This is a genomic window from Brucella tritici (genome assembly GCF_008932295.1).
Taxonomy (GTDB): Bacteria; Pseudomonadota; Alphaproteobacteria; order Rhizobiales; family Rhizobiaceae; genus Brucella; species Brucella tritici.
The window spans coordinates 32,212-57,102 of sequence record NZ_WBWA01000032.1 but is presented as its reverse complement, the minus strand read 5'-3'; the positions used below and the strand labels follow the sequence as shown (position 1 = coordinate 57,102).

Here is a 24,891-nt window from a genome sequence, read left to right as displayed (position 1 = left end):
TGTCTAAACGCCCCGCAAACCCATCGCCATCTACCATCCAAAATCTCCAGCTCTTGCAAAAGACCTTCTGGCAGAAACGTCACTCAATAAAAACACGCCAAATCAATGGGACAGAGACGGCGCATACAGATGTAGCTAAGTCTTTGATTAAAAATGGTCGGAGCGGCGGGATTCGAACCTTATACGGAGTCGAACTGTGCACAACGATTAGAAAGCTTAGCTGTCCTTTACGTGCGCTACGTTCGATCAACCTCCTTTCAGCATCGTCACAAGAGGATTGGAAATTCCGGGCGGCATCGCCGCTTGGAATTTTGAATTCTCGCGTGGCGATCAAATTTTGAGATGATTCTTACTTGAAAGACTTTTTTGTGAAAGCCGAATTTGCACGACGAGTTCATCCAACTATCTGCTCTAAATTATTTAGGAATTGGTGTTGCCGTGCAAACACTCGACTGATTGCAATCCCATTTTGTTCTGAGAAGTATAGTTTATTGTTAGTTTGTTAGATTAACAATTTGTTTTTCTGCTAGTTTAACATATTGAAATAATTATATATTCTGAACTTTCCACTTGATTTATTTCTTTTCGCATTCATGATCCTGTTACTTATTCCGGTATCGCTGCGGCAGGTAATTGCGGTGAGAAGTGACAATTGCAGCTTACATGCAGATATTGAATCCACTCGAATTGGTAAAAGAAGAGAGGAGCAACACGTGTCAGAACCAATCTCTATTCACGTTTGTGATGTCCGTGTAGTTAAAGCACGTCGGGATGGTCACGATATTGCTGGCCCTTTACCTCAGCCACAGATGATTACTCCAACTGAGCTTCAGATGCTTTTCACAAACGATTGGCATCCCATCATGCCTGCCAACCTTTTTTCAATGCAGAGAATCTATAAGCCGATGAAGAGTGCTCGTTGGCAAAACACTCAAAAAGCAATCGCTAACGATTTGGCACAATGGTGGCGTTTTGTTTTAGTCAATAATCTGGAATGGGACGCCATTAGTGCTGAAGATGTTTCAGAGTACGGGTATTTGATGGCAGAATCAGTTTCGCCATTCACCCATCGACAATACAGCACAAGTACAGTTAGTCGCCGATTAGCTAGTATCCAAAACTTTTACTCTTGGGCGTGGCAAACAGGAATGCTGTCGGAGAATCCTCAAGAGGGATGTCAAGATAGTATATCGAGATTTCCGATTGGCCCGAAATCAGCGCTTTTGCCACATCTTGCTACCGCCAGTATTGTTCAACGAAAACGGAGAGGTCCACGAGGGCGGGATCCTGAAGATAATCCTAGACCGCTTAAGGTAAATGAACTTCGTGGTGTTCTGAATAGGTTGGGTCCCCGAATATTCGGTTCTGATGGTGCAGTATTGCCATGGAAAGTCGGGGATCCATCCAAGAGAAATCGTTTAATGGCTGAAATCGCCTATCACACAGGGATGCGGGTAGATGAAATCGCCAGCATCTCTACATCGGACGTTCTTAATCAAGCAAGAAAACTGAGTTCGACCGACAAGTGGCAGCAATTTGTTCTTACGGTTCGAACAAAGGGGCGAGCAACGCGAAAAGTGGTTGTTTCCTCAGTCGTGCTAAGAGCGTTGGTGACGTACCACGACACGGAACGGTATGAGGCAATTCTTTGCGCGAAAAAGCATAACCTGGACCATCTCGCTTTTAAAGAGCCCACACATTTATTCGTCAACGGGGTTTGTGCCAATTTTCGAGATGTTGGTAATCCAGTAAGTGCCCAGACGCCGTCGAGAGCATTTACCAAAGCTGTGTTGGCTGAAGGTTTAATTATCAGAAGCGCAGGCTTTAAGTTGGACCCTGAAAGCGGAGACAAACTAGTCGACTCAGACGGCAGGCCTATCACGTTCTCAATTGACCTTGCCGCACACACCTTTCACGACCTTCGGCATACGTTCGCCGTTATGTTTTACAAATCAGAAGTTTTGCGGGGCAACAGTGAGCCTTGGGAGAAGCTGAGGCAACTCTTAGGCCACTCGACCGCAGAAACGACACGCAAAATATACTTAAAGTATATCGATACAGAAGAAGCAACAATCTCTGATATTGCCGCGCATTATACCAGGATGAGCTTGTATGGCGTTCGGTGATAAGAGAAAGACAAACGGTGTCCCAAAGCATCTCACGCAGCGTCCTTCAAAGGCGTTTTCAAATGTTCACGCCATTCGAGCGAATGAAGAATTTGGCGTTATTTCGAAGGCTGGGATGCTCAAGGTGCGTTTTTATAATGGACCAAATGACGCGGCGGAGGAAATAGATCTCAGTGATTGGATCTCTTTCGGGGATATTGGTTTAGGCATTGCTGACTACTTGGCGGACTGGGGGCGTGGTCAAGCACATGGCACTCGCATTTCGTTCAAGAAGAGCCTTACAAAGTTTAGAATTTTCCTTAGATCGTTTGACCTCGAAACTACCAGGTCTCGGGTGAGCGTAGCGCATTTCCCCGAAAATGTTCTGCTAATGTTTGGAAACTGGTTGAATGGCAGTCAGGAATTTGAACACGGTCCTTCAAGGCAACTAAAGAAGTCGGTGAAATCGAAACATTACAATAAGATTAAAAATATTTTTATGTATTGGGCCAGATCTGAACGTTATAAATCCCTCTTGCCAAGCTCATTTCTAACAAGCAAAAATCTTTGGCCAGGCGCACATCATCAGATTATCGCGACTAATATACTCGATCCAATATCCTGTTCAAGAATCCGTGCGGCCGCTATAAATGAAATCGCCGCTGATGTAGCTCTTCGCGAGACAACTTTCAACGTACTTGATGACAATACTATACCGCTACCAGATCCCCGTTCGCGGAGTGTCGTTCCGTTCAAAGAAATGGATATCAAACTCAACTTGTTGGTTAAGATTTTCGATGCGAGTTATACCAATATAGATCCGAAGGTCTATCCGGGGTTTAGTCGGTCTCTAAGGCAGCCTTACGGTACAATTCGAGAAGTAATGGACCGTTTACATTTTTCAGTCCGTCACCTCGTTCCATATATTGTTCTATTAGGTTTCGACACGCTTTTCAATGCGGAGGGTTTACTTGGTTTAACGTGGTCGCAGATCGGTGAACATCCTATTTTTGGGAGCGACCGATTACAGATAGCGGTACCGAAAAACAGGTCGAAGCTAGGCAAGACAGAGGCCAGACCTAACCGCCATGTGAGGTCGTACAGTACCAAGCCAACAGGTCTTGATTCCGTTCCAAACCTTTTAAGGCTTCTGGAACGCTTCACACGGTTGACCCGGAATCTGGTGGAACCGCAAGATGTGGATAAAGTATTCATTTTTTATACAGATGAAAGAAAAAGCATTAGATCAAGTAAATACAAATCTTTTTTCATGTCTAAAAACTCGACATCTTCTGCCGGTAGTACTTGGAGAAACGCGTTAAGGACATTTATCGATGCCAATGGTCTCCCGCATTTCACTTTGAGAACTTTACGTGCAAGTGGCGGTGACCTTGTGCATAAGGCTACGGGGAACATGAAGATGCAACAGCTGGCGTTGGGTCACGCAAACCTCGACGTCACAGCTAAGCACTATCGAGGAACAGCAGCGAAGAAACGGGATGAAGAACTTCTCTCCAAGGCAATGGCTGCGCGGGAACGGTATACCTTAACAAACGGCAAGTCAGATTCGAGAGACGGCCTGCTTAACAATGGAGTGCAGCGAGCTGCAACGCCTGGGTTTGGATGTGCCGATCCATATAATTCTCCAGTTACACATCAGCAAGCAGGAAAACTGTGTACAGCTTTCGGTGCCTGCGCAGCATGTCCTCTCGCATACGTCGATAGTGATGATCCCCGTGCATATGCGCGTTTACTTCAATTTAAAGATCGTCTCGACGATGCTCGTATGGCTCTCGATCCGGCCCGCTATCTCGACGGTTGGGCCCGTCAATTGAGGTATCTTCAGGAGTATTGGTTGCCGAAGTTTACTGAAACGGCAAGAAATGGAGTGTCGCTGGTACTGCCTCCATTCCCAGAATTGGAGTAACATAATGAAAACTTCCCTTTCATTGGTTGATGATAATAATTCTTTTCGGTTTCAATTGCTTAACTTAAGAGAATGTTATGTCTCTGAGAGAAGTCGTTGGGATGATAATATATGGTATTTTGAGGCGACGACTGCTGGATGTAGAAATGTAGTTATACGATGGGAGATTCCACTAGCAAATGGTGTTTTTCTTTCTGATAAAGAGAACGGTCGACTTCTTGAGCACGCGAAACTATTATTTTATTCAATAATAAATAATAATCAAAGAGGTAGAAATCCAAAAGTAGCTACGTATTCAAATCTTTTTAGTGAGCTAAAATATTTGATACAATGGATGTACGCAAACGAACTTACGAAGTTCTCCCAGATGGATCCAATTATATGTATAAACTATATTGAGGATATGGTGTCTGGTGAGCATTATTTATCTGCTCCATCAAATGGTACGATTCATAGGTACGCAGATATACTTTGTCGAATATACGAGCAGTCAAATTTGTTCCGTGATGTTCCAGATTTAGTAATGGCGCGTCATCCTTTTGGTGGGAGAACCGCCAATGAAACGGTTATGGAAATTTCGGGGGCCTATGGCGATATAGGGTTCATACCCGCAGTGCCAGATTCCATCTTTCTAGGTAGTATGAATAAGGCTTTGCAATGGTTAGATGTTCGAGCCGCCGATGTTTTAGAACTGCAAGAGATTCACCTGAAGGCACGCAGAGATGTTTTACATTTAAGATCTAACTCTTACGGATTTTATATTAACAGGGAGCTATCAAAATATAAATTTAAGTGGCCTTGCCAAAAGCATGGAAATCGTTCTCGAACTCTATCGAAGAATAATGCGATAAATGAACTTAGGGATCTATTTATAAAAGTTAGAGATGCGGCAATAATAGCCGTGCAGGGAATGCTTGGACTCAGAGTTAGCGAGATCTGCGGAATTATCGCTGGTAATATGCAGGAAGAAGACCTTTGGCCGAGTTGCATCAGTACCTCCCCGTCAATCAGCGGGCTGACAGAACTATTCCATTTGCACGGACGGGTATTTAAACAACAAGATGTGTTTGAGAACGTTGAGTGGCTAGCAGGGTCCCGACCTATGGGGTCAAAGTATATCCCACCCGCAGTTAGAGCAATCACAATATTATGGAAACTCTTCCGACCATGGCGAGACTTAGATAATCGCAAGGAGCTTCTTGTTTCGTTTAAGATTGCTCGAGGCTTCCCGAGAGAAGCCGGTTCAATCGGCAGGATATTAAGCGGGTCACTGCGTGTTACCCAGAATCAATGGATCAAAGAAAATGTCGATATTCCGCCGGACTTGCAGTCTTGGCGAGTATCGACGCATCAATGGCGAAAGAGTTTCGCTATCTATATGGTTCGCTCAGATGCTCGCTTAGTGCACGGCGTGCGTGATCATTTTAAGCATATGTCAATTGCTATGACAGAGCGGGGTTATCTAGGAGTGGACCCGGAAATGCTCGGGCTTATTGATGATGAAGCCACTTATGCAGCATCAAAGTTCATACTCGATGTCTTAAACGGCAGGCCTGCCGCTGGAAACATGACGGAAAAAATTTGCGAAAGGCGGCAGGCTATTGAGCAACTGATCGGCAGGGATGGTACTGATGGAGAGCGTATCTCTAGGCTAGCGCTTTCGCTAAAGGAGGACGATGTTCGCGTTTGGCCCGCACCATGGGGAAATTGCTTATTTCGTAGTGAATGCGCCCGTTGTCACCACACAGCGAATGGGGCCTTTGACCTCAGTGCACGACATCCTCACTACGGTACCAGACGGCCAGGCATATGTTGTCAGTGCGCAAATTTCCTAGTTTTCTCCGATAACCTCGACTTCTGGCAGGCGAGATACGACAGCAATTTGGCAGTGTACGAATCAAATAGAGTCGCGGGCGAATTCGGGGCCGCTGCGGTTGCAGCGGAAGCGGTCCGCACTTCGATTGTGATCCTTCGAAGGCTCGGTGTCGAAGCGAACGGGGCTTTCGACGAAGTGGGAATGGGGATACACAATGAAACTCACTAAGAAAGTAAAGGAACAAAAGTCCGATGCCGAGATTGCATTGATGCAAGCTCTTAATCGGATAAAAAGTGGTAATCCGAGAGACGACCGAAATGTAGCGCTTGCAAACCGGGGCTGTTTGCGAGTTACTATCGCTACAGTAGCGCGTGAAGCGGGTAGAAGCAGAACACTAATCGGTTCCGCAGGTTGCCGTTATCCTAAAGTTCGGGAAGCAGTGTTAGCTGCAATGAACAAGGGTTTTTTGGATGAGCGCCCACCATCGGCTGCAGAACTCGTCAGACTTCTTCGTGAGGATAAAATAACCCTTGAGCGTCATGTGGGCGTTCTGGCCACACGCTTACACGATGCATCGTTACACGTTTGGGAGCTGGAAAAGCGCTGCGAACGGCTGGAACATGAGCTCGCCCAAGCATGTATGAAGTTGGGTAAAAGGAACTCGTTGTCCGAAGTGAAACTCTAGATAAACCGTTCACGTGATTTCGTTAGAGTTCCTAAATCATTCCCCTTCTTACTAATCAATGATCATTCGCGCCCAGTTGCGAGAATGATAGTGAGGCCTTTTGCTCGGGGCTAATAAGATTTGCTATTTTCATTTATCTGTTGCTTGGATTGCGAACAGGAAGGCTCTTTGCACCTTACTAAGCTCGAATAAATGATGGAACATGGCGTCCAGTTTGCGTGATCGAATCGGAGGGGGCGTGACCGGTTATTGGAAAAAAAAGACGGGTATGGCCGAGTATTTGCGTTTGTACACGCGCGAAGACAGGTGGCTCGCTTGGGAAGACCAACCTGCCGATCCTAAAGATGTCAGTAGCAGGACAATCCCTGGAGCGAAGAATAAGGTCGGAGAGACGCTTCGCAATGCCTTCAATTCTACAAATGTCATATTTCTCTTGGGGTCGGGTGCATCTGTCTCCGCTGTAAATCCTAGTGGTGGAAACCAAGCCCCTGGAATGGCAACACTCTGGAATGCTGTACGCGAAAAAATTGACGAAGAAAAACTTAAAGACGGTCAAAGCTTCGACGACATCGCCGATGAATTACTGGGCAAGCCGTCTGGACCGAATGAGAATAGCGCAGGTAATATCGAAAAGCTGCTTAGTCTCTGTAAAATGAAACTGGAGCTGCTCAGCGTTCGTGCGACAAATGATGTTCATTTAGACCCGAAATCAGAAGTAGCCGTTCTTACAGATTTTATTTCGCAGGCCGAAGCCGCTATTTTGAGCGAGGTTGGTTTTGTAAACGAGAATACATCTCTCCCCGCTCATTCGAATTTGCTGAGAAAGTTTTCAAAGCGAAGTGCTGAGAAACAGCGCGTAAAGCTGTTTACCACCAACTATGATCTTTGTCTGGAAGAAGCTGGAGCGCGGCTAGGCATTGTTTTCATTGACGGATTTTCGCACAGTGCCGAACAACGCTTTAATCGAGATTTTTTTCAAACCGATATCGTACGAAGATCATCGTCTGGCACAAAGGCCGATTACATCGACAGCGTCTTTCATTTGTACAAAATGCATGGTTCCGTTGACTGGAGAAGAAGATCAGACGGCGCGGTTATTCGGCGAGCCAAAGGCGAAGGAAATGAACTCGCTCCTGTTTTGATCTATCCGAGATCAACGAAGTATCAAGAGGCGTTCGAAATGCCTTATCTGGACATGTTTGCAGCGTTTCAATCTGCATTAAGAGAGCCAGATACTACTATCTTCATCGCAGGTTTTGGCTTCGCAGACGATCATATAAGCTCACCTATCTGGTCTGCCGTAGAATCCAACCTTTCCTTAAAACTAGTACTTGTTGATCCAGGCTTTATTGAAGAACAGAAGCTAGACGCTATCCAACCTGATCACGCTTTGAAAGCAGAGGAATTTCTGCCCAATAAATATCAATTGAAACTGATGCGCTTGATCCAGCAAGGGGACAACAGACTAACGGTCCTTAACGGGCGCTTTGAAGATCTGGTTGACGCGATTCCTTCTGTGTCCGGCGAAACCGACCGCCAGAGGCTTCTAATGCGTTTGGAAGATCTGGGGGGCGTGTAATGACTGCAACAAACGATTATGCGTTGATCGATCCTGATAAGCGCGTGGGTACCGTAACCCGAGTGGGAGCCTCGTCTGTTGAACTGACGGTTCCGCTAGGTCTGGCCATCTCCGGACAACGGGGTCTCGCCAGAGGTACAACTGGCGATTTCCTTTTTATTGATTGTGACACAGCGATAGTTCTTGGTCGTTTGACAGAAGTCATCGTTCCGGAGCGTCAACGTTCGGCGTTGGAACGTCAACTGGAGCAGGAAATCGTCACCGATCCACAAGGCCGCGCTCAGTTGTTGGCCACAATTGATAAAACAACGAAAGAAGTTTCTCGCGGTATCAACACCCAGCCTAGGATTGGAGACAGCGTATATTTAGCGGAAGGACACGCACTCGCAGCGGCGATCCAATCTGCTCTTTCTGGCGAAACAACAACGGAAAAAGGTGCTCAAAGCCTCATCGAGCTGGGACGCCTTTCTGGACTGAATGACGCTTATATTATGATCCCGCCAGAAAAACTCTTTGGCAGACATTGCGGCATATTTGGTGCAACGGGTGGCGGGAAAAGCTGGACGTTATCGCGACTTGTTAACGAAGTGGTTCGTCTCAAAGGCAAATGTATATTGTTCGACCCGACTGGGGAGTTCGAAGGTAGAATAGCTGGGGCGAAAGAGTACCGTTACTCGACAGGTGATGCACAGCACCCGCTTGTAAGGTTTCCTTACAAGTATCTGTCGGAAACCGACCTGTACGGCCTTCTGACGCCTTCCACTCAGATGCAAGGTCCCAATTTACGAAGCGCAATTAAAAACCTCAGATTATCAGCACTATTACGAAGTGATCCGCAAAAATTTGGCGCTAAGAAACAAGCAAATGGTAACACAATATATTTGGAAGAGAAAAACCACTTCATTGAGATCAGGGAAAGTGGAACGATCATAAAAGTTGGGCGAAGTCGGAGTTCCATTAGTAAGGCTCTGATCAATCATTCTTCCGATCTGGACTCGCAATTCTGCGACTTCGATATTCACCTACTCTCTGCCCAAATTCGGGACGAATGTGTTAAGCATAGTTCTTACGACGCCAATGTTAATGGATTTTATGGCAAGGTAGATGATGCCGCGCTAGGATTCTGTAATTCGTTGATCGTCAGAATAGAAAACTATCTTTCCTCTTCAGAAATGAGATGCTTATTTTCTGAAGACGGCGAAGACGTATGTGAAATCATCAAAAGTTTTATTGACGACCCAAAACAGAATGCGCTTTTACTGTCGTTTGAACGCGTCAGTTTTAAATATAATACGCGCGAGATATTACTAAATACAATCGGTCGATACCTGCTGAATTTAGCGCGAGAAGAAGCATTCAAAGAATGCCCGCTCATTTGCTTCCTGGATGAAGCTCATCAATTCGTGGGACGCTCCATAGGTGATGATACCAACCGTATCTCACTGGATGCTTTTGGATTGATTGCAAAAGAAGGCAGAAAATTTGGTCTAACGGCTGCTATTGCCACACAGCGACCGAGAGACGTTCCGACCGACGTTCTAAGCCAGTTGGGAACTCTTTTTGTACACCGCCTAACCAATGATCGCGACCGGGAGACAATTGAAAGAGCATGCGGCGATCTAGATCGTGATGCGGCAGCGTTCATTCCATCGTTGGCGCAAGGTGAAGCAATCATTGTCGGACCCGATCTTCCTGCACCGTTACCAGTGATTATAACTCACCCCGAAAAGGCTCAGCAGCCAGAATCGAAGGGCCCAGATTATCAAAAACACTGGGGATGACCTTTTTGTTTTATTTTCGGAAAAGCAGTCTCCATTGCCCGAAACAATCGCAGCGCCACATAGTGCGACTGGAAACCAATAATTTATCAGAGCAGGTTGACAACGGCTATATATCCGTTATTCTGGATATATGGAAAACGAAGACGCAATTGCGGCACTGGCTGCCCTCGCTCAGTTAACACGGCTCGACACATTCCGCCTGCTGGTAAAGCACGAACCTGACGGTATTCCGGCAGGGGAACTGGCACGCATTCTGGATGTTCCGCAGAACACAATGTCCGCGCATCTTGCGACGTTGTCGCGTGCAGGTCTCGTGAGGGGAGAACGTCAGAGCCGTTCGATCATCTATCGCGCTGATCTTGATCGTTTTCGAGATCTGACGCTTTTCATGATCAACGACTGTTGTGGTGGCAATGCGAAACTTTGTGCGCCTTTAATTGAAAGCCTGACACCGTGCTGCGAACCAAAAGCGGCAACGCAATGAACTATTCTCGATGATTTTGGCCCTCATCTAACGGACTAATCAAATGACTGACCATGTATATAACGTGCTCTTCTTGTGCACGGGCAATTCTGCACGCTCAATTTTGGCCGAAGCGATCCTGAACAAGGATGGCGAAGGACGTTTTCGAGCTTTTTCGGCTGGTAGCCAGCCGAAGGGCGAAGTGCATCCCCTCGCGATCAAGGAACTGGACGCTCTCGGCTATTCCACCGAGAACCTGAGCTCGAAAAGTTGGGACGTGTTTTCAGGTACCGACGCCCCTCAGATGGATTTCATTTTCACGGTCTGTGACAACGCTGCCGGAGAAGCCTGCCCTGTCTGGATCGGACATCCGATGACAGCCCACTGGGGCATCGAAGACCCTGCCGCTGCCGAAGGAAATGACGCAGAAAAACAGCGCGCCTTTGCACAGGCGGCCCGCTTTCTGAAGAACCGGATATCGGCTTTCCTGAGCCTTCCCCACGCCACGATAGACCGCATGGCGCTTCAAAAGAATCTGAAAGAAATCGGCACCATGGAAGGTAGCACACAGACAAATGTGGAGAATAACTGATGTCCACTTTCGAACGTTATCTGACTGTCTGGGTGGCGCTTTGCATAGTCGCCGGTGTCGCATTGGGGCATATATTCCCAGCATTCTTTCATCTGCTTGGCTCTGCCGAGGTCGCAAACGTCAATATCCCAGTCGCTGTGCTGATCTGGCTTATGATTATTCCGATGCTTCTGAAAATCGATTTCGGGGCGCTTAAGCAAGTCACAGAACATTGGCGCGGTATCGGTGTCACGCTATTTATCAATTGGGCCGTCAAACCATTCTCTATGGCGCTTCTCGGTTGGCTATTTATCGGTTGGCTGTTTCGCCCTTATCTGCCTGCAGACCAGATCGATTCCTACATTGCTGGGCTGATTATTCTGGCAGCGGCCCCTTGTACGGCAATGGTGTTCGTCTGGTCGAATTTGACGAAAGGCGAGCCGCATTTCACGCTCTCTCAGGTGGCACTAAACAATTCGATCATGGTCATCGCATTTGCACCGATTGTTGGACTGCTTCTAGGTTTGTCTGCAATCACCGTGCCGTGGGATACGCTCGTAATTTCTGTCGTTCTTTACATTGTGATCCCCGTTATAATTGCGCAAGTCCTGCGCAGTGGCCTTCTTAAGGGCGGTGGACAGCAGTCCCTGACGCGCCTTCTGAATGCTCTCCAACCTATTTCTCTCCTAGCCCTTCTCGCTACCCTGATTTTGCTTTTCGGGTTTCAAGGAGAGCAGATCATCGCACAGCCCATGATCATTGCAATGCTGGCCGTCCCGATCCTCATCCAGGTCTATTTCAACTCTGGCCTCGCTTATCTGTTGAATCGCATTTCAGGCGAGCAACATTGCGTCGCCGGTCCCTCGGCTTTGATTGGTGCTTCAAACTTCTTCGAGCTGGCTGTAGCAGCCGCAATCAGTCTTTTCGGCTTCTCATCTGGCGCAGCACTTGCAACAGTGGTTGGCGTTCTTGTTGAAGTGCCCGTCATGCTCTCGGTCGTCTGGATCGTGAACCGCTCAAAGGGTTGGTACGAACGCGGTGCCAATCAAAAGCCAGTCAGCGAAACAGGAAAACTCTGATGTCAGTTACGATCTATCACAATCCGAAATGCGGCACCTCTCGCAACACATTGGCCTTGATCCATGCCAGCGGCGAAGAGCCTGTTGTCATCGAATATGTGCAAAATCCGCCGTCGCGAGAACGACTGGTTGAATTGCTTCGAGCAATGCAGATGACGCCTCGCCAACTCCTTCGCGAGAAAGGCACACCATATGCCGAGTTGGGATTGTCCGATCTAAACTGGACCGATGACGAACTGGTCGACTTCATGATGGCGCATCCTATCCTGATCAATCGTCCAATCGTGGAAACGCCACTTGGCACCAAATTGTGCCGTCCGTCAGAACTGGTTCTCGACATTCTGGAAAACCCGGTGTCGTCATTCACCAAAGAGGACGGAGAAGTCATCACCTATGAAAGAAAGTCCCGCTGACATGGACCTGCCGAACCTCGATCAGAATTCCTTCGCATTGCCCGACCTGGATGCACTACGCGCCGACTTTCCAAAGCATAAGCCTCGTATCCTTTTGCTCTATGGCTCACTTCGTGATCGTTCCTATAGTCGGCTTCTGACGCTGGAAGCACAGCGTCTGCTCGATGCGATGGGTGCTGAAACGCGTGTCTTTCACGCCAATGGTCTTCCCTTGCCTGACGATGGTTCGGCAGAGCATCCGAAGGTTCAGGAATTGCGTGAGGCAATGCTTTGGTCAGAAGGGCAAGTCTGGACCAGTCCAGAACGTCATGGAGCCATGAGCGCCGTCATGAAATCGCAGATCGACTGGATTCCTTTGCCGGGTGGAGCAATTCGTCCGACGCAGGGCCGAACTCTGGCATTGATGCAGGTATCAGGCGGATCGCAGAGCTTCAACGCGGTCAATCAGATGCGCATTCTTGGACGATGGATGCGAATGATCACCATTCCAAACCAGTCATCCGTCGCAAAGGCATGGCAAGAATTTGACGACGCTGGACGGATGAAACCCTCGTCGTTCTATGATCGCGTGGTGGACGTAATGGAAGAACTGATGAAGTTTACACTTCTGACGCGTGGCATCTCGGATCATCTCACAGACCGTTATAGCGAGCGCAAGGAAGAAGCAGCCAAACTCGAAAAGCGTGTTTCGTTGAAATCAATCTGAATTCAGAAAAAGATTGAGCGTCTCGCAAGACATCCTGTTGTGCGAGCGCTCAATATTCCAGCCATTTTGAAACAAATGAGTCTGCTTCAGCGAAGTGACCCAGCTTCCGTTTCCCGCCCAGAAGTACAGCAGCCATCTGGTTCCTCCACAGTCGCCTTAATGATCTGATCGCCCGCGCAACAGTCCTCCATCAGAAATTTGATGAGATCGGCCATGGATTGATAATTGGCGACATAGATGAGCGAACGTGACTCACGCCGTTGCGATATCAATCCCGCCCTTTCCAGTTCTTTCAAATGAAAACTGACATTTGACGGAGATACGCCCATGCGTTCCGCAATTGCTCCTGCGGCCAGTCCCTCTCGTCCAGCAACGACCAACGTCCTGATAATGCCAAGACGCGTTTCCTGTGAGAGTGCCGCAAATGATAAAAGAGCTTGACGGTCATCCATATTTCAACAATCCTTGAATTATTGAATCGAGGATACCGAACATGAACGTAATCGACAAGAGCGTATCGCCTGAAATCAGCCTCGACGATCTCCTCAATGGATTGCAAGAAGCCCCAGAGGCACCGTTGGTGTTCTTCTATGAAGGGCATCCAACGAAACCCGGCTATCATGTTACCGAAGTCAAGGCAGGTCAGTTCTCTGCTCTGGATTGTGGCGCTAATCCGGAAGCATGGTCAGAGATGTTTGTTCAGCTCTGGGACATAGACGAAGACGACCGAAGCCATATGCCAGCGGCGAAATTCGCGGCAATCATTCACAAAGTATCGAAGCACGTCCAGTTGGAACCCGGTGCCAGGCTCACATTTGAAGTCAGCGATGGAAAGCGGCCCATGGCACTTTATTACGCAACTGCACCGCTTCTGACCAACGGTACCTTTGAAGTGGCTTTAACGGCACGTCCTTCCAGCTGCAAACCCAGAGATCGGTGGCTGGCAGAGCAAATAAAAGGAGCCAGTTCTTGCTGTGACCCAACTAACTCGCAATGTTGTGCATGATGCAGGTTTAGTTCTTTGACGCCGTTAAACTGCAAAACTATGGCGATAAAATCATCATGAGCGTCCAACGGCTTCCTATCGCCGCCATTGTCGGTCTAGGACTGACCCAGAATATTGGCTACGGCACATTATATTATTCCTTCAGCATTCTTGCGCCATCTATGGCGCAAGATTTCTCTGTTTCGAATGAATGGATATTCGGAGCGTTGTCGGTCGCTCTCCTGACGGGGGGCTTCCTGGCACCCTGGATGGGACGTCTAATTGATCGCCTCGGTGCAGGTCGCGTGATGACCGTTGGCTCAATAATAGCGGCCACTGCATTGGTCGCCAGTGCCTTTTCACCGAATGCGGTCACATTCGCAGCAACCCTGACGCTTATCGAAGTGGCCGCGAACCTGGTACAGTACGGCGCGGCCTTTGTTCTTCTGGTGCAACTTGCACCAACGGTTGCACAGCGCAGCATCACTTACCTGACTTTGATTGCAGGATTTGCCTCGACAATCTTTTGGCCGATCACCACATCTCTTCAGCAATGGCTGACATGGCAGCAAATTTATCTGCTGTTCGCATGTCTTCACTTCGCTCTTTGTATGCCAGTTCACTTTTGGCTAGCGCGAAATCTCGCGTCGAAAGCTCGTACAAGTTCGGCGAATGGATCGCGCACGATAACTGAAGGGACGCTGCCAAGGCTTTTTCGTCGGCGAGGTTTCATGTACCTGCTAATCGGTCTTTCGTTTCAATCGTTGATCGCAGCAGCTATCCTCGTTCATATGATTCCGATGTTGAAAGGCCTTGGTCTTGCAGGATCGGCAGCCTTGATAGGGGCGATGTTTGGTCCATCCCAGGTGACCAGCCGTCTGATAAACATGATCGGCGGCAAGAACCTTGCTCCGATCAAACTCGCGATCATTTCTTCCTCACTAATGGCGCTTGCAGTCACCTGCCTGATGCTCGGCGCTCCATTCATAGCTGCGGCGTTAATATTTGCCTGTCTGTTCGGCTTTGGTAACGGCCTCTTCAGTATAGTGTCAGGGACGTTGCCTCTTTCGCTGTTCGGAAGCGAAGGATATGGCGCAATGCAGGGTAAAATAATGTCGGCACGGCTTATTGTGTCAGCAATGGCTCCATTTGCGATGGCATTCGCAATGGGGCATTTGGGTGTAAAGGCGGCGCTCGCAATCGTTATTGTTTGTAGCGTATCCTCGCTCATTGCCTTCGGGTTATTGGTCCGACTGGAAAATGAGTCTGAAAAAGCCCGATTAGCCAAGGTGGCATTATAAGCTGCTTGCAATTGATTGTCTTTGTAATGGTACATTGGCGGGGATAGGTAGCGTGACAATAAATCTGAATACTCCGGTACCCATGGATAGCCCGAAAATCGATCACGATGTGATCATAATCGGTGGAGGTCAAACCGGGCTTGCGGCTGCGTACTATCTCCGCCGTGCTGAAGTAGAATTCACTATCCTGGATGACGGCAATGAACCAGGCGGGGCATGGCTGCATGGATGGGATTCTCTGCGCCTTTTTTCGCCTGCCAGTTTCAGTTCGCTCCCTGGCTGGCTGATGCCTCCCAGTCGGGAATCAGATGGTTATCCTACGCGCGATGAAGTGATCAGCTACCTTCAGCGTTATGAGGAACGCTATAAGTTTCCTGTCGAACGCCCACACAAGGTAGAATCTGTCACCCGTGAAAGTGATGTTCTTAGGGTTATATTGGCGGATGGATCGAGCCGAACCTGCCATGCGGTTATCAGTGCCACTGGGACATGGTCGAAACCGTTTGTCCCCGACTACCTCGGCAAGGACCTGTTCTCAGGCGTTCAGATTCATTCTGCACATTATGAAACTGCCGATGATTTTGCTGGCCAGCGTGTGCTTATTGTTGGCGGAGGCAATTCAGGGGCACAAATTCTCGCTGACTTAAGTACCGTCGCAGAAACAATTTGGGTGACACTGACGCCGCCAGTGTTTCTGCCTGACGAAATTGACGGCCGAGTGCTTTTTGAAAACGCCAGTGCACGCGTACGGGGAGATGTCGACGCCAATACGACAATTGGGGACATTATTATGGTCGCTCCGGTAAAAGCCGCGCGGGACCGAGGCGTATTGAACGCCGTACGCCCCTTTAAGCAATTTACAGAAGATGGTGTCGTTTGGGCTGACCAAACAGAGACCAAAATCGACGCGGTAATCTGGTGTACAGGATTTCGTCCTGCAACGGATCACCTGAAACCCCTCGGCGTTGTTGAACCGAACGGACGGGTTCAAGTCATTGAACAACGATCCATTAAAGAACCTGGTTTGTGGCTTGCTGGTTATGGCAACTGGACGGGTGCGGCATCTGCGACATTAATCGGTGCAGGTCGGACAGCTCGCGAATTTGTACCGCGATTGGTCGCAGATCTAATTGGTTCGTCGGAATAGTCCTTTATCTGAGTTCCTGTTTTGTTCTATACCTAGTGCATGACAAGCACGATTAAAACACTTGGACAGGCTTCACGGCATCGATTGTTCGTAATGGCCGAGTGCCGTACCTGCAAACGGAGTGCCCGGTTTCTGGCCAGCGATCTCGCATCGATCTTTGGCCACGGAAGCAACCCCTATACCCTCAAGTTTAAATGCACGACCTGCGACTCCACCAATTGTAATTCGACATTGGAATGGCCAGATTTTGAACGTACTCACGAGCATTATGTTTGGCGGCCCATAAAAGTTAAGGGCGGCGATTTTTTATGAAAAAGCTAAAATAAATTGAAATTTATGAAGGCCAGCTTTTCGGCATTATTAAACCGAAGCCCTTGGATTTATCTCTATAAATAAAGGTTACACCTTTTCGTTCCAGAGCTGATTGGATTTTCCGCTGAGTTTCAATTTTTACGCCTGCATTTCTTTCAAAGCTTCCGATAGTCCGCACGCTTACCCCCGCTTCTGCGGCGAGCTCTTCTCGACTTAAATCGAGTGCGAGTCTTGCGGCTCGCAAAAGTGCAATCGGTATATCCATCCTTTTCTTTTAATTCAGGGAGTATGCAACTGCTACACCCCCCAATTTGCCTTAAATCGGTATTTATTTGCCATATTTAGGAATTTAATTGCCTATTTCTGGCAATTCTGACATAAGCCAGATTATCGCTCACACAGACACCGAATCAGTGAGTTAAAGATTTGATGAAATAGGCGGATTACCCATTTTTTCCGTCGATGACGTCATCGTCTAAACTGGTTTCACATCGAATTTGGCCCATGTAACCCATGTGCCGGACAGGAGAACTTATGTCTGAAAACTCCCCAATCGGTCATGTTATTCTCATGAAAAATGAAGTTCCACGACGGCATCCAGGACGTGGATTGAATGCGGCATTGCAGCTAAGTGAACTTCACAATCGCATTAACAAGCAAGAACGCGATCCTCAGAGTACGGAGCGTGTCGACGAATATTTTCGTTACGCAATCTGGAGCGAAGGAGAAAAAATCATTGGTTACCTTGAGAGTATAATTTCGGTCGCTGATGAAAGAACTTCCACGACAACGTCAGGAATTCCAATATCATCCAGTAGCATGAGAAAATTGGTGGGCGCTCTTTCGGAAGAAGCCGAGGGCATTATGCACTATCAGCCTTCTCTGACGCCGACTTATTTATCAGGCGGCTTTGCATTCGATCTCATCGTTTACGATTTGCAACAAAAATGCTTGCGTTATATTCATATCGCATACGGGATTGGCAATGAACGAAGCGCGCAAATCCAGTGGGAAGAAGATAAAGCTAAGCTTGCAAGCTTTTTGCCGCGAATTGGAACACAATATTTCGGCGTTGAGATAGAACGGACAGAGTTCGTCACGATAGACCCATTACTTAATGAGACGAAGTATTTAGAGGGCGTGTGGGCTCTTCATGATTTGGATCAGCTAACTGGTAGATCGGGTACTGCACAACACGTGCTGGAAATACAGAGACAGCAAAGACACATGCTGAGCTTTTGGTTTAGTAACAGCCTTTCCGGCAGTGAGATGGAAAAGCATCGACAGCTCAATTCGATCTTTCATCGCTTGGCGCACGAAGAACTGAAACGAGCAAAACCTTTGCACTTTCAAACACTCGTTCCTGATCGAGCTCTGTAATCGGGGTTCCTGAGCCATTTTGCGACTGTTGCATGCTCCACGCTTAACGGTTCAGCGTCTGCTCGCAGCATCAATCAAACACGTTGAAATTCAAGAAACGCCAATCCACGGGTGCGTTGTCGCGCGCCCGTATGGCCCCTCATTTCTTCATTCTCCAGGATCTTATTATGGCTGTCATAATCAAAAATGGAAAATACAATCGCGAACAACTCGAAATCGAAATTAATATGCTGAAAGCCCTGGTCACTGATCTTGAACGCATAATCAACGGAGAGCATCCAGACGAACGCCAACTTTCAAATTCGCCAGCAATCACAAGCTGGAAGCTGAGCAAACGGCCGACAACATGTCTCGAAGGCGTATTGTTTGAGCATCCCAGGCTCGGTTTCATCGTGCCGAATGGCATCACGTCCGAGCTCTGGCTACTCGATCTCGACAGAAACTACGCGAGAACTTTCAGCCGCTTTTACCGACTGGGCCAAAAAGACATCGGTAATTGAGAAAAACGTACATCGTGCTGCACGTCGTCGACTGACATCGCAGTTTGAGTTTCGCTGCGTACAAGCTGAAAGACGTCAGCGCCTGCCAGAGGAAAACTGGCATGAGAACTGTCGGCAATTGCGGACAACAAAGGGGATAAGGGAATGAAACTTTGGATCTGGTCTGACCTCCACCATGAATTGCAAGAAGTCGACTATCCGTCACATGAGAACGCGCCAGAATGCGATGTGATCATCATTGCGGGCGATCTCAATGCAGCGCCTGACCTTCACATCACGCTGGAATTCTTGATCAGGCACTATGAGAAGCCCATCATCTATGTCCCCGGCAACCACGAATTCTATCAGAACAAATGGCTCATGAATGATCGAGAACGGTCGCTGGAGAGTGACAGGCAAACGATCAAGACAATCGAAGCCCTCTCTTTGGAGTGGCCGCAGCGGTTTTACTGCCTTGATCAGGACGAGGTGATTATCGACAACATCAGATTCGTTGGGGCTAGCTTATGGGTAGATTTTCAGATGAATCTCTCCCTAAAGTCTGATCTAGCGCGGCGAATGCAAGAAGCGCGAGCAATACTGAATGACTTCCGTGCGATCCGCTTGAAAAACGGGAAGTCATTCACGCCCGAAAATATGCTCGATCTACACCTGTCAGATGCCGCTTACATTCGGCAAAAACTAACAGAACATTTTACTGGTCCCACGGTTGTTCTCACACATCACATGCCACACTCCGATTGCACACCACCAGTCTATGCACACTCAATCGGCAACTATTTGTTTGCGTGCGGATCAGATGCCTTCGATGACATCCTTCACTCCGAACGAGCACCTGCGCTGTGGATCTGCGGGCATACACATCATGCATTCGACGTGCAGATTGGCCGAAGTCGGATTATTTGCAATCCATTTGGCTATCGATGGGAACAGGGGCTGAATGGATTTCGATGGGATCTAATAGTAGAGATAACGTAGGCCGTTCAAAACGGAACTGCATTAGAGCCTGCGCAATGCCCAATCGTTGGTTGTAGCCCGTCCAATAACGCAATAAAGTGTTCAACAGAGAACAAGTCACTGTTTTTGGGCGACGAAGAATAAAAATTTTCTCTTTTTATCAATAAGTTATCCGCAAGTGTACAGTCCAACCGGATTCCGGATATTCCGTTCGGTCGGACACGTGCAGATAGTCGTTCGACGGTCGAGCATTCTTTTTAGGGTAACGTAAAGATGAGCATCAACGAATTGGGTAAATAACTGATATCACTGAGCTTCTTTCCGTCGGGCAGGCGGGATTCGAACCCACGACCCCTTGACCCCCAGTCAAGTGCGCTACCGGGCTGCGCTACTGCCCGAAGGAAAAAAGCTCAGTGATGAACACTTTCGTTGACTCCGTATAACGAACCCACGACCCCTTGACCCCCAGTCAAGTGCGCTACCGGGCTGCGCTACGCTCCGTGCCGGGGAAAGCCGTAGATTATAACGACTTGGCACGCAAGGGCTAATTTGCCGAAACTGGCAAATTGCACATGACATTCATGCATCGTTTCAGCCATCAGGATCGAGGCGCAAAGAGGATGATGCATGTTCCTGCAAAAGCCGTACATGCGCCGACGACATCCCAACGGTCGGGGCGGGTACCCTCAGCAAACCAGATCCATAGGATCGAAGCGATGATATAGATGCCGCCATAGGCGGCGTAAGCGCGACCGGCCACATTACTTTCAATGAGGGTCAGAAGATAGGCGAACAATGCCAGGCACACCATGCCGGGTGCCAGCCAAAGCGGTGACTTGTCGAGCTTCAACCATGCCCAGAAGGCGAAGCATCCGGCAATTTCAAAGAGGGCCGCTGCGGCGTATATCGCGAACTGCAAAATGCTGCTCTCCTTGTCGGTCTTTTTGCTTGGGTAGAAGCTGATACTTGTATTCCAGCCCAGCACAACCCCAGATAATCCCGAAAAGCAGATAAAAGTGACGCCAGTGATCCGTGTCGATGACATTGCCGATCAGGATATGCCCGAGATAGGTCGCGTAAGCAACGAGAAGAAATGGCTGCCAGGGACGATTGCGAAGTACAAGCTTGAAGCCAATACCGAGTGTCAGGAATGTCAGCGTCAGAAAAACGATGAAGCCGATCCAGCCATAATCGAGTACGGCTTTGAGCCAGATATTATGCGTATCCTCACCGAACATCGGACCAAATTCGAGCGGGCCGATGCCGAGCGGATGTTGTGTAGCGAGGATCATTCCAAGCCAGTGCCGCGCAAATCGTCCAAGTCTTGCACTGTCATAGCTTTGTTCGAGGCGTGCGCGCTCTCGGAAGAAATCGCCGACGCCGGGAATTTGCAGAATAATCAGGATCGCGAGAACAATTGTTACAACAGCAAGCAGGCCAATTACCATCAGGCGTAGCCGAAAACGATTGCTGTTGCTTTGCAGGAAAAGGATGCCGAACAGGATGACGAAGGAGAGAGGAACCATAGCCCATGCCGCACGCGAGAAGGACACAAGAACGCCGAGCGTGAGCAGGCAGCAGAAAGGCAGATAGACAAGGACATCACGCGGACCGCCGCGCATGATGCGGTAAAGCGTCCAGGTCAGGGGCAATATCAGGAAGGGCCCATAGACGTTGGGGTCCTGAAATGCGCCCTGCGCACGCCCGTAGCGCGTGAAGATTTCTGCACCCGGAAAAAGGCCGAGATAACCGGCAATGCCGAGGACGGAAGAAAGCACGCCGACAAGAAGATAGGCGTTGAATATGGTCTTTAAACGCCGATAGTCCCCTTCGATGGCAGCGGCGAAGAATACCGACGTGAAAGCCAGAAACAGCGAAACGGCAATGTAGAGTGGGGCTTTCTTGACGTCAGCCATCTGCATGACTGAAATCATCCCACCGAAATTGAACACCACAAGGAGCGCCAGCAGCACAAGGCTGGTGCGGGTCAATCGCAGCCCGAACAGCAATGCCAGCGCGATCAGGCCAACCATATAGAGTTCATAGGGGGCCGGCTCGCTCATCACGAAACCGAGTAGAAAAACACCGAAGCCGATTGCAATATTGACGATAAGACGGTTAAGCGCGCGTTTGCGCGATGCATCCGCGGCCAGCACTACGGCTGGACGCGAATTGCCGTCAAACCGCTGTGCCACGCTGGTCAATAGGCGTTTTCCGTGTTGAGAAGCCGTACCGGCGTCAGGAGCAGAATCTTGAGATCAAGCCAGAGCGACCAGTTTTCGATGTAATAAAGATCGAATTCCGTGCGCATGCGGATCTTGTTTTCATTGTCGATTTCGCCGCGCCAGCCATTGATCTGCGCCCAGCCGGTAACGCCCGGCTTCACACGGTGACGCGCGAAATAACCATCGACCACCTCGTTATAGAGCACATTATGCGAGTGAGCTGCTACCGCGTGCGGGCGAGGGCCGACGAGCGACAAGGAACCAGCGAGAACATTGAAGAATTGCGGCAGCTCATCGATGGAGGCCTTGCGGATGAAGCGCCCGACGCGGGTGACGCGAGGATCGTCTTTGGTAACGGCTTGCTTGGCGGTCGGGTCGCACATCTCGGTGTACATGGACCGGAATTTCCAGACATTGATGACTTCATTGTTGAAGCCATGCCGCTTCTGCTTGAAAATCACAGGGCCTTTGCTGTCGAGCTTGATGGCAATTGCCGTGCCGATCATGATCGGCGACAGAAGAATGATACCCAAAATGCTGAAGACAACGTCGAAGATGCGCTTAGCGACTGAATCCCAATCATTGATGGGCTTGTCGAAAATATCCAGCATCGGCACCGCGCCGACATAGGAATAGGCGCGCGGACGGAAGCGCAGGTGATTGTTGAGCGCGGACAGCCGGATATCGACCGGGAGAACCCAGAGCTTCTTTAACAGAGCCAGCACGCGGGCTTCCGCGCTGATCGGGAGCGACACGATCAGCATGTCGATATGAGCGATACGTGCAAATTCGATCAGCTCGTTGATATTGCCAAGTTTTGGGTAGCCTGCAACGATAGGCGGCGAGCGTTTGTCATCGCGGTCGTCGAAGATGCCGCAGATACGGATATCGTTGTCGGGCTGCTGTTCGAGCGAGCGGATGAGCGCTTCTGCATTGGGACCACCGCCCACGATGACGGCGCGGCGCTCCATCGTGCCATTACGTGCCCAGCGCTTGATCTTCCATGCGATGAAAATGCGCGAAATCAATAGTAGTACGCAGGCGCTGAGCGCCCAGTACAGGAACCAGCCGCGTGAGAAGTCGGACGAAGCTTTCAGCAGGAAACCGGCAATGGCAAGGGTGCCAAGCACGGCTGCCCAACTGATAAAAAGCCGCCGCAGATATCGACCGGGGCTGCGCAGCACGTTGATCTGATAGCCATCGTTGATTTCCATCAGCAGGACAAAAAGCGCGCCGCCAGCGACCATGATGAGCGGGTAATAGAAGATCAGATGCGTACGGATACCGACATAGAACAGGAAGCTCAGAATGCCGGAGAAAAAGACAATCCCAAACTCCACCATACGCATGACGCCACTCAACATCAGCGGCGAAAATGTATCGCGCTGATATTGCTCGGCCATCTGGCGCGCCAGTGGGCTGAGTTCTACCGGACCGCGCGGTTTGGAATCTGGCCCGGAATCTGGCTTGCTGCTGGCTTCCATGGCTTTGCGGCCAAAAGGAGAAAGCGCATCATTGTCTCGCACAACATTGCCCCTGATCGTAAATTGATAGCCTCGTAATTAGACCGAGAGTCCTAAGCAGAATATAAACATCGCATGGCAAGCTTTTGACTTAGGTAAACACTCAATTAAATACTCGGTCGAAAACCGTTACTGTTAGTAACGGCTAAAATAACATGTTTGATGCCCGTACAGCTATAGCATTGACGACGGGAAGGGGCGACGTCAGTTGTCGCAACCCAAGCCGATGCAAGGCTTGCCTTGCATGATTATATTGCCTAGCACGGTGATATGAAACCGTTGGAAGAAAAAGCTGCAAGCGGCATTTTGCCGTCGAACTGTTCGGCAGATGTTGCCGCCAACAGGCCAGCTTTGTTTCCACTTCTGATCGGCACCAGATCGGACGATGTCATGGGGTTGCTGCGCGCCTGACGCACAGCGACCCAAAAAATCCTGATGAGAGCAATTCACGCTGCGACCTTGTGGATTGAATTTGACGTTTGAATCCCGACTGAATGAGATGCTGTTTCAAACGTCAAATTCGAAAAATCCACTGGATACATAAGGTTACTAGTGATCTTTTTGATTCCGACATTTGCTCGGGGCTCATATCCGAGGAATGCAAATGTCGGAATCAGACCACTAGCCGGTCGCATTAACTGTTTGTTTTAATGCGCTTTATCCAAACCGTTCTGGTGTTTTGGAGGGCGCTCTAGGGTTGAACATGACTATCTGGGCCGAATTGGCTAGAGCGGGCAATCATGCCGGCGATGAAATTTTGTTGCGAAAACGCGATCACATCTACGAAATCCGCTACAACGGCCTGGAATTGATGTCGAACGTCAATTTCCAGTCCGAGACCGTATTGGCTGAAAGGTCGCTTCGCCTGCACGGGCGGCAGGTTTCGCATATGCTTATCGGCGGGCTCGGTATGGGCTTTACGCTTCGGGCGGCTCTTGATTTGCTCGGACCTGATGCCAGGGTGACGGTTTGCGAACTCGTCCCGGAGATTGTGGACTGGAACCGGACCTATATCGGCCATCTTGCCAGTCATCCATTGAACGATCCGCGTGTCGATGTTCGGGTCGCTGACGTTATGGATGTTCTTCGCGCCGAACCCGGCCAATACGATGCCATATTGATGGATACTGATAATGGGCCTGACTTTACAGTTCGCGCGGCCAACGGAGCCATCTATGACGATGATGGTCTGAGGTTGGTGAAAAGGGCGCTGAAGCCAAATGGTATTGCCGCATTCTGGTCGGCAACCATATCAGAACCGTTCGAAGATAAGCTCGACATGCTGCCTTGGGAATGGCAACGCGAGGACATCTCGCTTATCGGCGGGCGGGCCGATGCGTTCCACTATATATATTTTGCGGCGCGGGGTGGGTTTCGGTCACAGTTCGAACGGTCGGTATCTGCATCCGAACCCTTCGTTGCGATGGTGGGCTGAG

Annotated in this window: 25 protein-coding genes and 1 tRNA gene; 20 read left to right on the top strand and 6 right to left on the bottom strand. The window is 49.1% G+C overall.

The annotated features are described in order from the left end of the window. The 12 genes from F9K91_RS26210 to arsH all read left to right on the top strand — a co-directional run. Positions 1–341 (top strand): hypothetical protein (locus tag F9K91_RS26210; protein WP_208852724.1); only part of this gene is annotated, 341 nt, incomplete at its 5' end. A 372-nt stretch (positions 342–713) separates the two neighbouring features. After that, a complete protein-coding gene (locus tag F9K91_RS22560) occupies positions 714–2,126 on the top strand; it encodes a tyrosine-type recombinase/integrase (protein WP_167522256.1) in 1,413 nt (470 codons plus the stop codon). Next, complete coding sequence (locus F9K91_RS22555) at positions 2,113–4,032, top strand: hypothetical protein (protein WP_151591240.1); 1,920 nt, start codon at positions 2,113–2,115, stop codon at positions 4,030–4,032. The genes F9K91_RS22560 and F9K91_RS22555 overlap by 14 nt, the downstream gene beginning before the upstream one ends. Before the next feature lie 4 nt (positions 4,033–4,036). Continuing rightward, positions 4,037–6,076 (top strand): site-specific integrase, encoded by a 2,040-nt coding sequence (locus F9K91_RS22550; protein ID WP_151591242.1) that lies wholly within the window; start codon positions 4,037–4,039, stop codon positions 6,074–6,076. Continuing rightward, positions 6,063–6,533: a hypothetical protein gene (locus tag F9K91_RS22545; RefSeq protein WP_151591244.1), complete on the top strand. Its 471-nt coding sequence runs from the start codon at positions 6,063–6,065 to the stop codon at positions 6,531–6,533. The genes F9K91_RS22550 and F9K91_RS22545 overlap by 14 nt, the downstream gene beginning before the upstream one ends. A gap of 238 nt (positions 6,534–6,771) precedes the next feature. Continuing rightward, positions 6,772–8,112 (top strand): SIR2 family protein, encoded by a 1,341-nt coding sequence (locus tag F9K91_RS22540; RefSeq protein WP_151591246.1) that lies wholly within the window; start codon positions 6,772–6,774, stop codon positions 8,110–8,112. After that, a complete protein-coding gene (locus F9K91_RS22535) occupies positions 8,112–9,893 on the top strand; it encodes an ATP-binding protein (RefSeq protein ID WP_151678762.1) in 1,782 nt (593 codons plus the stop codon). Before F9K91_RS22540 ends, F9K91_RS22535 begins: the two co-directional genes overlap by 1 nt. Positions 9,894–10,023: 130 nt before the next feature. Further along, complete coding sequence (locus F9K91_RS22530; RefSeq protein WP_151591251.1) at positions 10,024–10,377, top strand: ArsR/SmtB family transcription factor; 354 nt, start codon at positions 10,024–10,026, stop codon at positions 10,375–10,377. 43 nt (positions 10,378–10,420) lie between these two features. Beyond that, the gene (locus F9K91_RS22525; RefSeq protein ID WP_151591253.1) at positions 10,421–10,948 is read left to right on the top strand and encodes an arsenate reductase ArsC; all 528 of its coding nucleotides are present in this window, start codon (positions 10,421–10,423) and stop codon (positions 10,946–10,948) included. Next, the gene (arsB, locus tag F9K91_RS22520) at positions 10,948–12,006 is read left to right on the top strand and encodes an ACR3 family arsenite efflux transporter (RefSeq protein WP_151591255.1); all 1,059 of its coding nucleotides are present in this window, start codon (positions 10,948–10,950) and stop codon (positions 12,004–12,006) included. Before F9K91_RS22525 ends, arsB begins: the two co-directional genes overlap by 1 nt. After that, positions 12,006–12,419, top strand: coding sequence for an arsenate reductase (glutaredoxin) (gene arsC / locus F9K91_RS22515; RefSeq protein WP_151591257.1), 414 nt, complete (start codon positions 12,006–12,008; stop codon positions 12,417–12,419). Before arsB ends, arsC begins: the two co-directional genes overlap by 1 nt. Beyond that, complete coding sequence (gene arsH, locus F9K91_RS22510; RefSeq protein ID WP_151591259.1) at positions 12,400–13,125, top strand: arsenical resistance protein ArsH; 726 nt, start codon at positions 12,400–12,402, stop codon at positions 13,123–13,125. The genes arsC and arsH overlap by 20 nt, the downstream gene beginning before the upstream one ends. Positions 13,126–13,211: 86 nt before the next feature. On the opposite strand, the gene F9K91_RS22505 is transcribed toward arsH, so the two are convergent. After that, entirely contained in the window at positions 13,212–13,577 is a 366-nt protein-coding gene (locus F9K91_RS22505; RefSeq protein WP_151591261.1) for an ArsR/SmtB family transcription factor, read from the bottom strand. A 41-nt stretch (positions 13,578–13,618) separates the two neighbouring features. On the opposite strand from F9K91_RS22505, the gene F9K91_RS22500 reads away from it, so the two are divergent. The 3 genes from F9K91_RS22500 to F9K91_RS22490 are packed head-to-tail and all read left to right on the top strand — an operon-like array spanning position 13,619 to position 16,558. Continuing rightward, positions 13,619–14,131, top strand: a complete 513-nt coding sequence (locus F9K91_RS22500) for a DUF6428 family protein (protein ID WP_151591263.1) — start codon at positions 13,619–13,621, stop codon at positions 14,129–14,131. 56 nt (positions 14,132–14,187) lie between these two features. Beyond that, a complete protein-coding gene (gene arsK / locus F9K91_RS22495) occupies positions 14,188–15,411 on the top strand; it encodes an arsenite efflux MFS transporter ArsK (RefSeq protein WP_151591265.1) in 1,224 nt (407 codons plus the stop codon). Positions 15,412–15,463: 52 nt separating this feature from the next. Then, the gene (locus F9K91_RS22490; RefSeq protein ID WP_235913381.1) at positions 15,464–16,558 is read left to right on the top strand and encodes an ArsO family NAD(P)H-dependent flavin-containing monooxygenase; all 1,095 of its coding nucleotides are present in this window, start codon (positions 15,464–15,466) and stop codon (positions 16,556–16,558) included. A gap of 334 nt (positions 16,559–16,892) precedes the next feature. Here F9K91_RS22490 and F9K91_RS22485 read toward each other — a convergent pair whose 3' ends face one another. Then, complete coding sequence (locus F9K91_RS22485) at positions 16,893–17,135, bottom strand: helix-turn-helix domain-containing protein (RefSeq protein WP_084486796.1); 243 nt, start codon at positions 17,133–17,135, stop codon at positions 16,893–16,895. Between the two features lie 269 nt (positions 17,136–17,404). Here F9K91_RS22485 and F9K91_RS22480 point away from each other — a divergent pair, with 269 nt between their 5' ends. From F9K91_RS22480 to F9K91_RS22470, 3 genes are all read left to right on the top strand, one after another. After that, positions 17,405–18,250 (top strand): hypothetical protein, encoded by an 846-nt coding sequence (locus F9K91_RS22480; protein WP_151591267.1) that lies wholly within the window; start codon positions 17,405–17,407, stop codon positions 18,248–18,250. A 167-nt stretch (positions 18,251–18,417) separates the two neighbouring features. Next, positions 18,418–18,750, top strand: coding sequence for a hypothetical protein (locus F9K91_RS22475; RefSeq protein WP_235913379.1), 333 nt, complete (start codon positions 18,418–18,420; stop codon positions 18,748–18,750). A 144-nt stretch (positions 18,751–18,894) separates the two neighbouring features. After that, entirely contained in the window at positions 18,895–19,728 is an 834-nt protein-coding gene (locus F9K91_RS22470; protein ID WP_151591269.1) for a metallophosphoesterase, read from the top strand. A gap of 303 nt (positions 19,729–20,031) precedes the next feature. Here F9K91_RS22470 and F9K91_RS22465 read toward each other — a convergent pair. From F9K91_RS22465 to F9K91_RS22450, 4 genes are all read right to left on the bottom strand, one after another. After that, a tRNA-Pro gene (locus F9K91_RS22465) sits at positions 20,032–20,105 on the bottom strand. A gap of 200 nt (positions 20,106–20,305) precedes the next feature. Continuing rightward, positions 20,306–20,626 carry a YnfA family protein gene (locus F9K91_RS22460; RefSeq protein WP_151554755.1) on the bottom strand — a complete coding sequence of 107 codons (321 nt, stop codon included), beginning with the start codon at positions 20,624–20,626 and terminating at the stop codon, positions 20,306–20,308. After that, complete coding sequence (locus tag F9K91_RS22455) at positions 20,589–21,911, bottom strand: O-antigen ligase family protein (RefSeq protein WP_151554754.1); 1,323 nt, start codon at positions 21,909–21,911, stop codon at positions 20,589–20,591. The genes F9K91_RS22460 and F9K91_RS22455 overlap by 38 nt, the downstream gene beginning before the upstream one ends. Continuing rightward, positions 21,908–23,416 carry an undecaprenyl-phosphate glucose phosphotransferase gene (locus F9K91_RS22450; RefSeq protein WP_412842197.1) on the bottom strand — a complete coding sequence of 503 codons (1,509 nt, stop codon included), beginning with the start codon at positions 23,414–23,416 and terminating at the stop codon, positions 21,908–21,910. The genes F9K91_RS22455 and F9K91_RS22450 overlap by 4 nt, the downstream gene beginning before the upstream one ends. A gap of 309 nt (positions 23,417–23,725) precedes the next feature. Between F9K91_RS22450 and F9K91_RS26080 the strand changes: the two genes are divergently transcribed. Continuing rightward, positions 23,726–23,866: a hypothetical protein gene (locus F9K91_RS26080; RefSeq protein WP_167522255.1), complete on the top strand. Its 141-nt coding sequence runs from the start codon at positions 23,726–23,728 to the stop codon at positions 23,864–23,866. A 292-nt stretch (positions 23,867–24,158) separates the two neighbouring features. Continuing rightward, complete coding sequence (locus tag F9K91_RS22445; protein WP_151554752.1) at positions 24,159–24,890, top strand: spermidine synthase; 732 nt, start codon at positions 24,159–24,161, stop codon at positions 24,888–24,890. The last annotated feature ends 1 nt before the right edge of the window (position 24,891 follow it).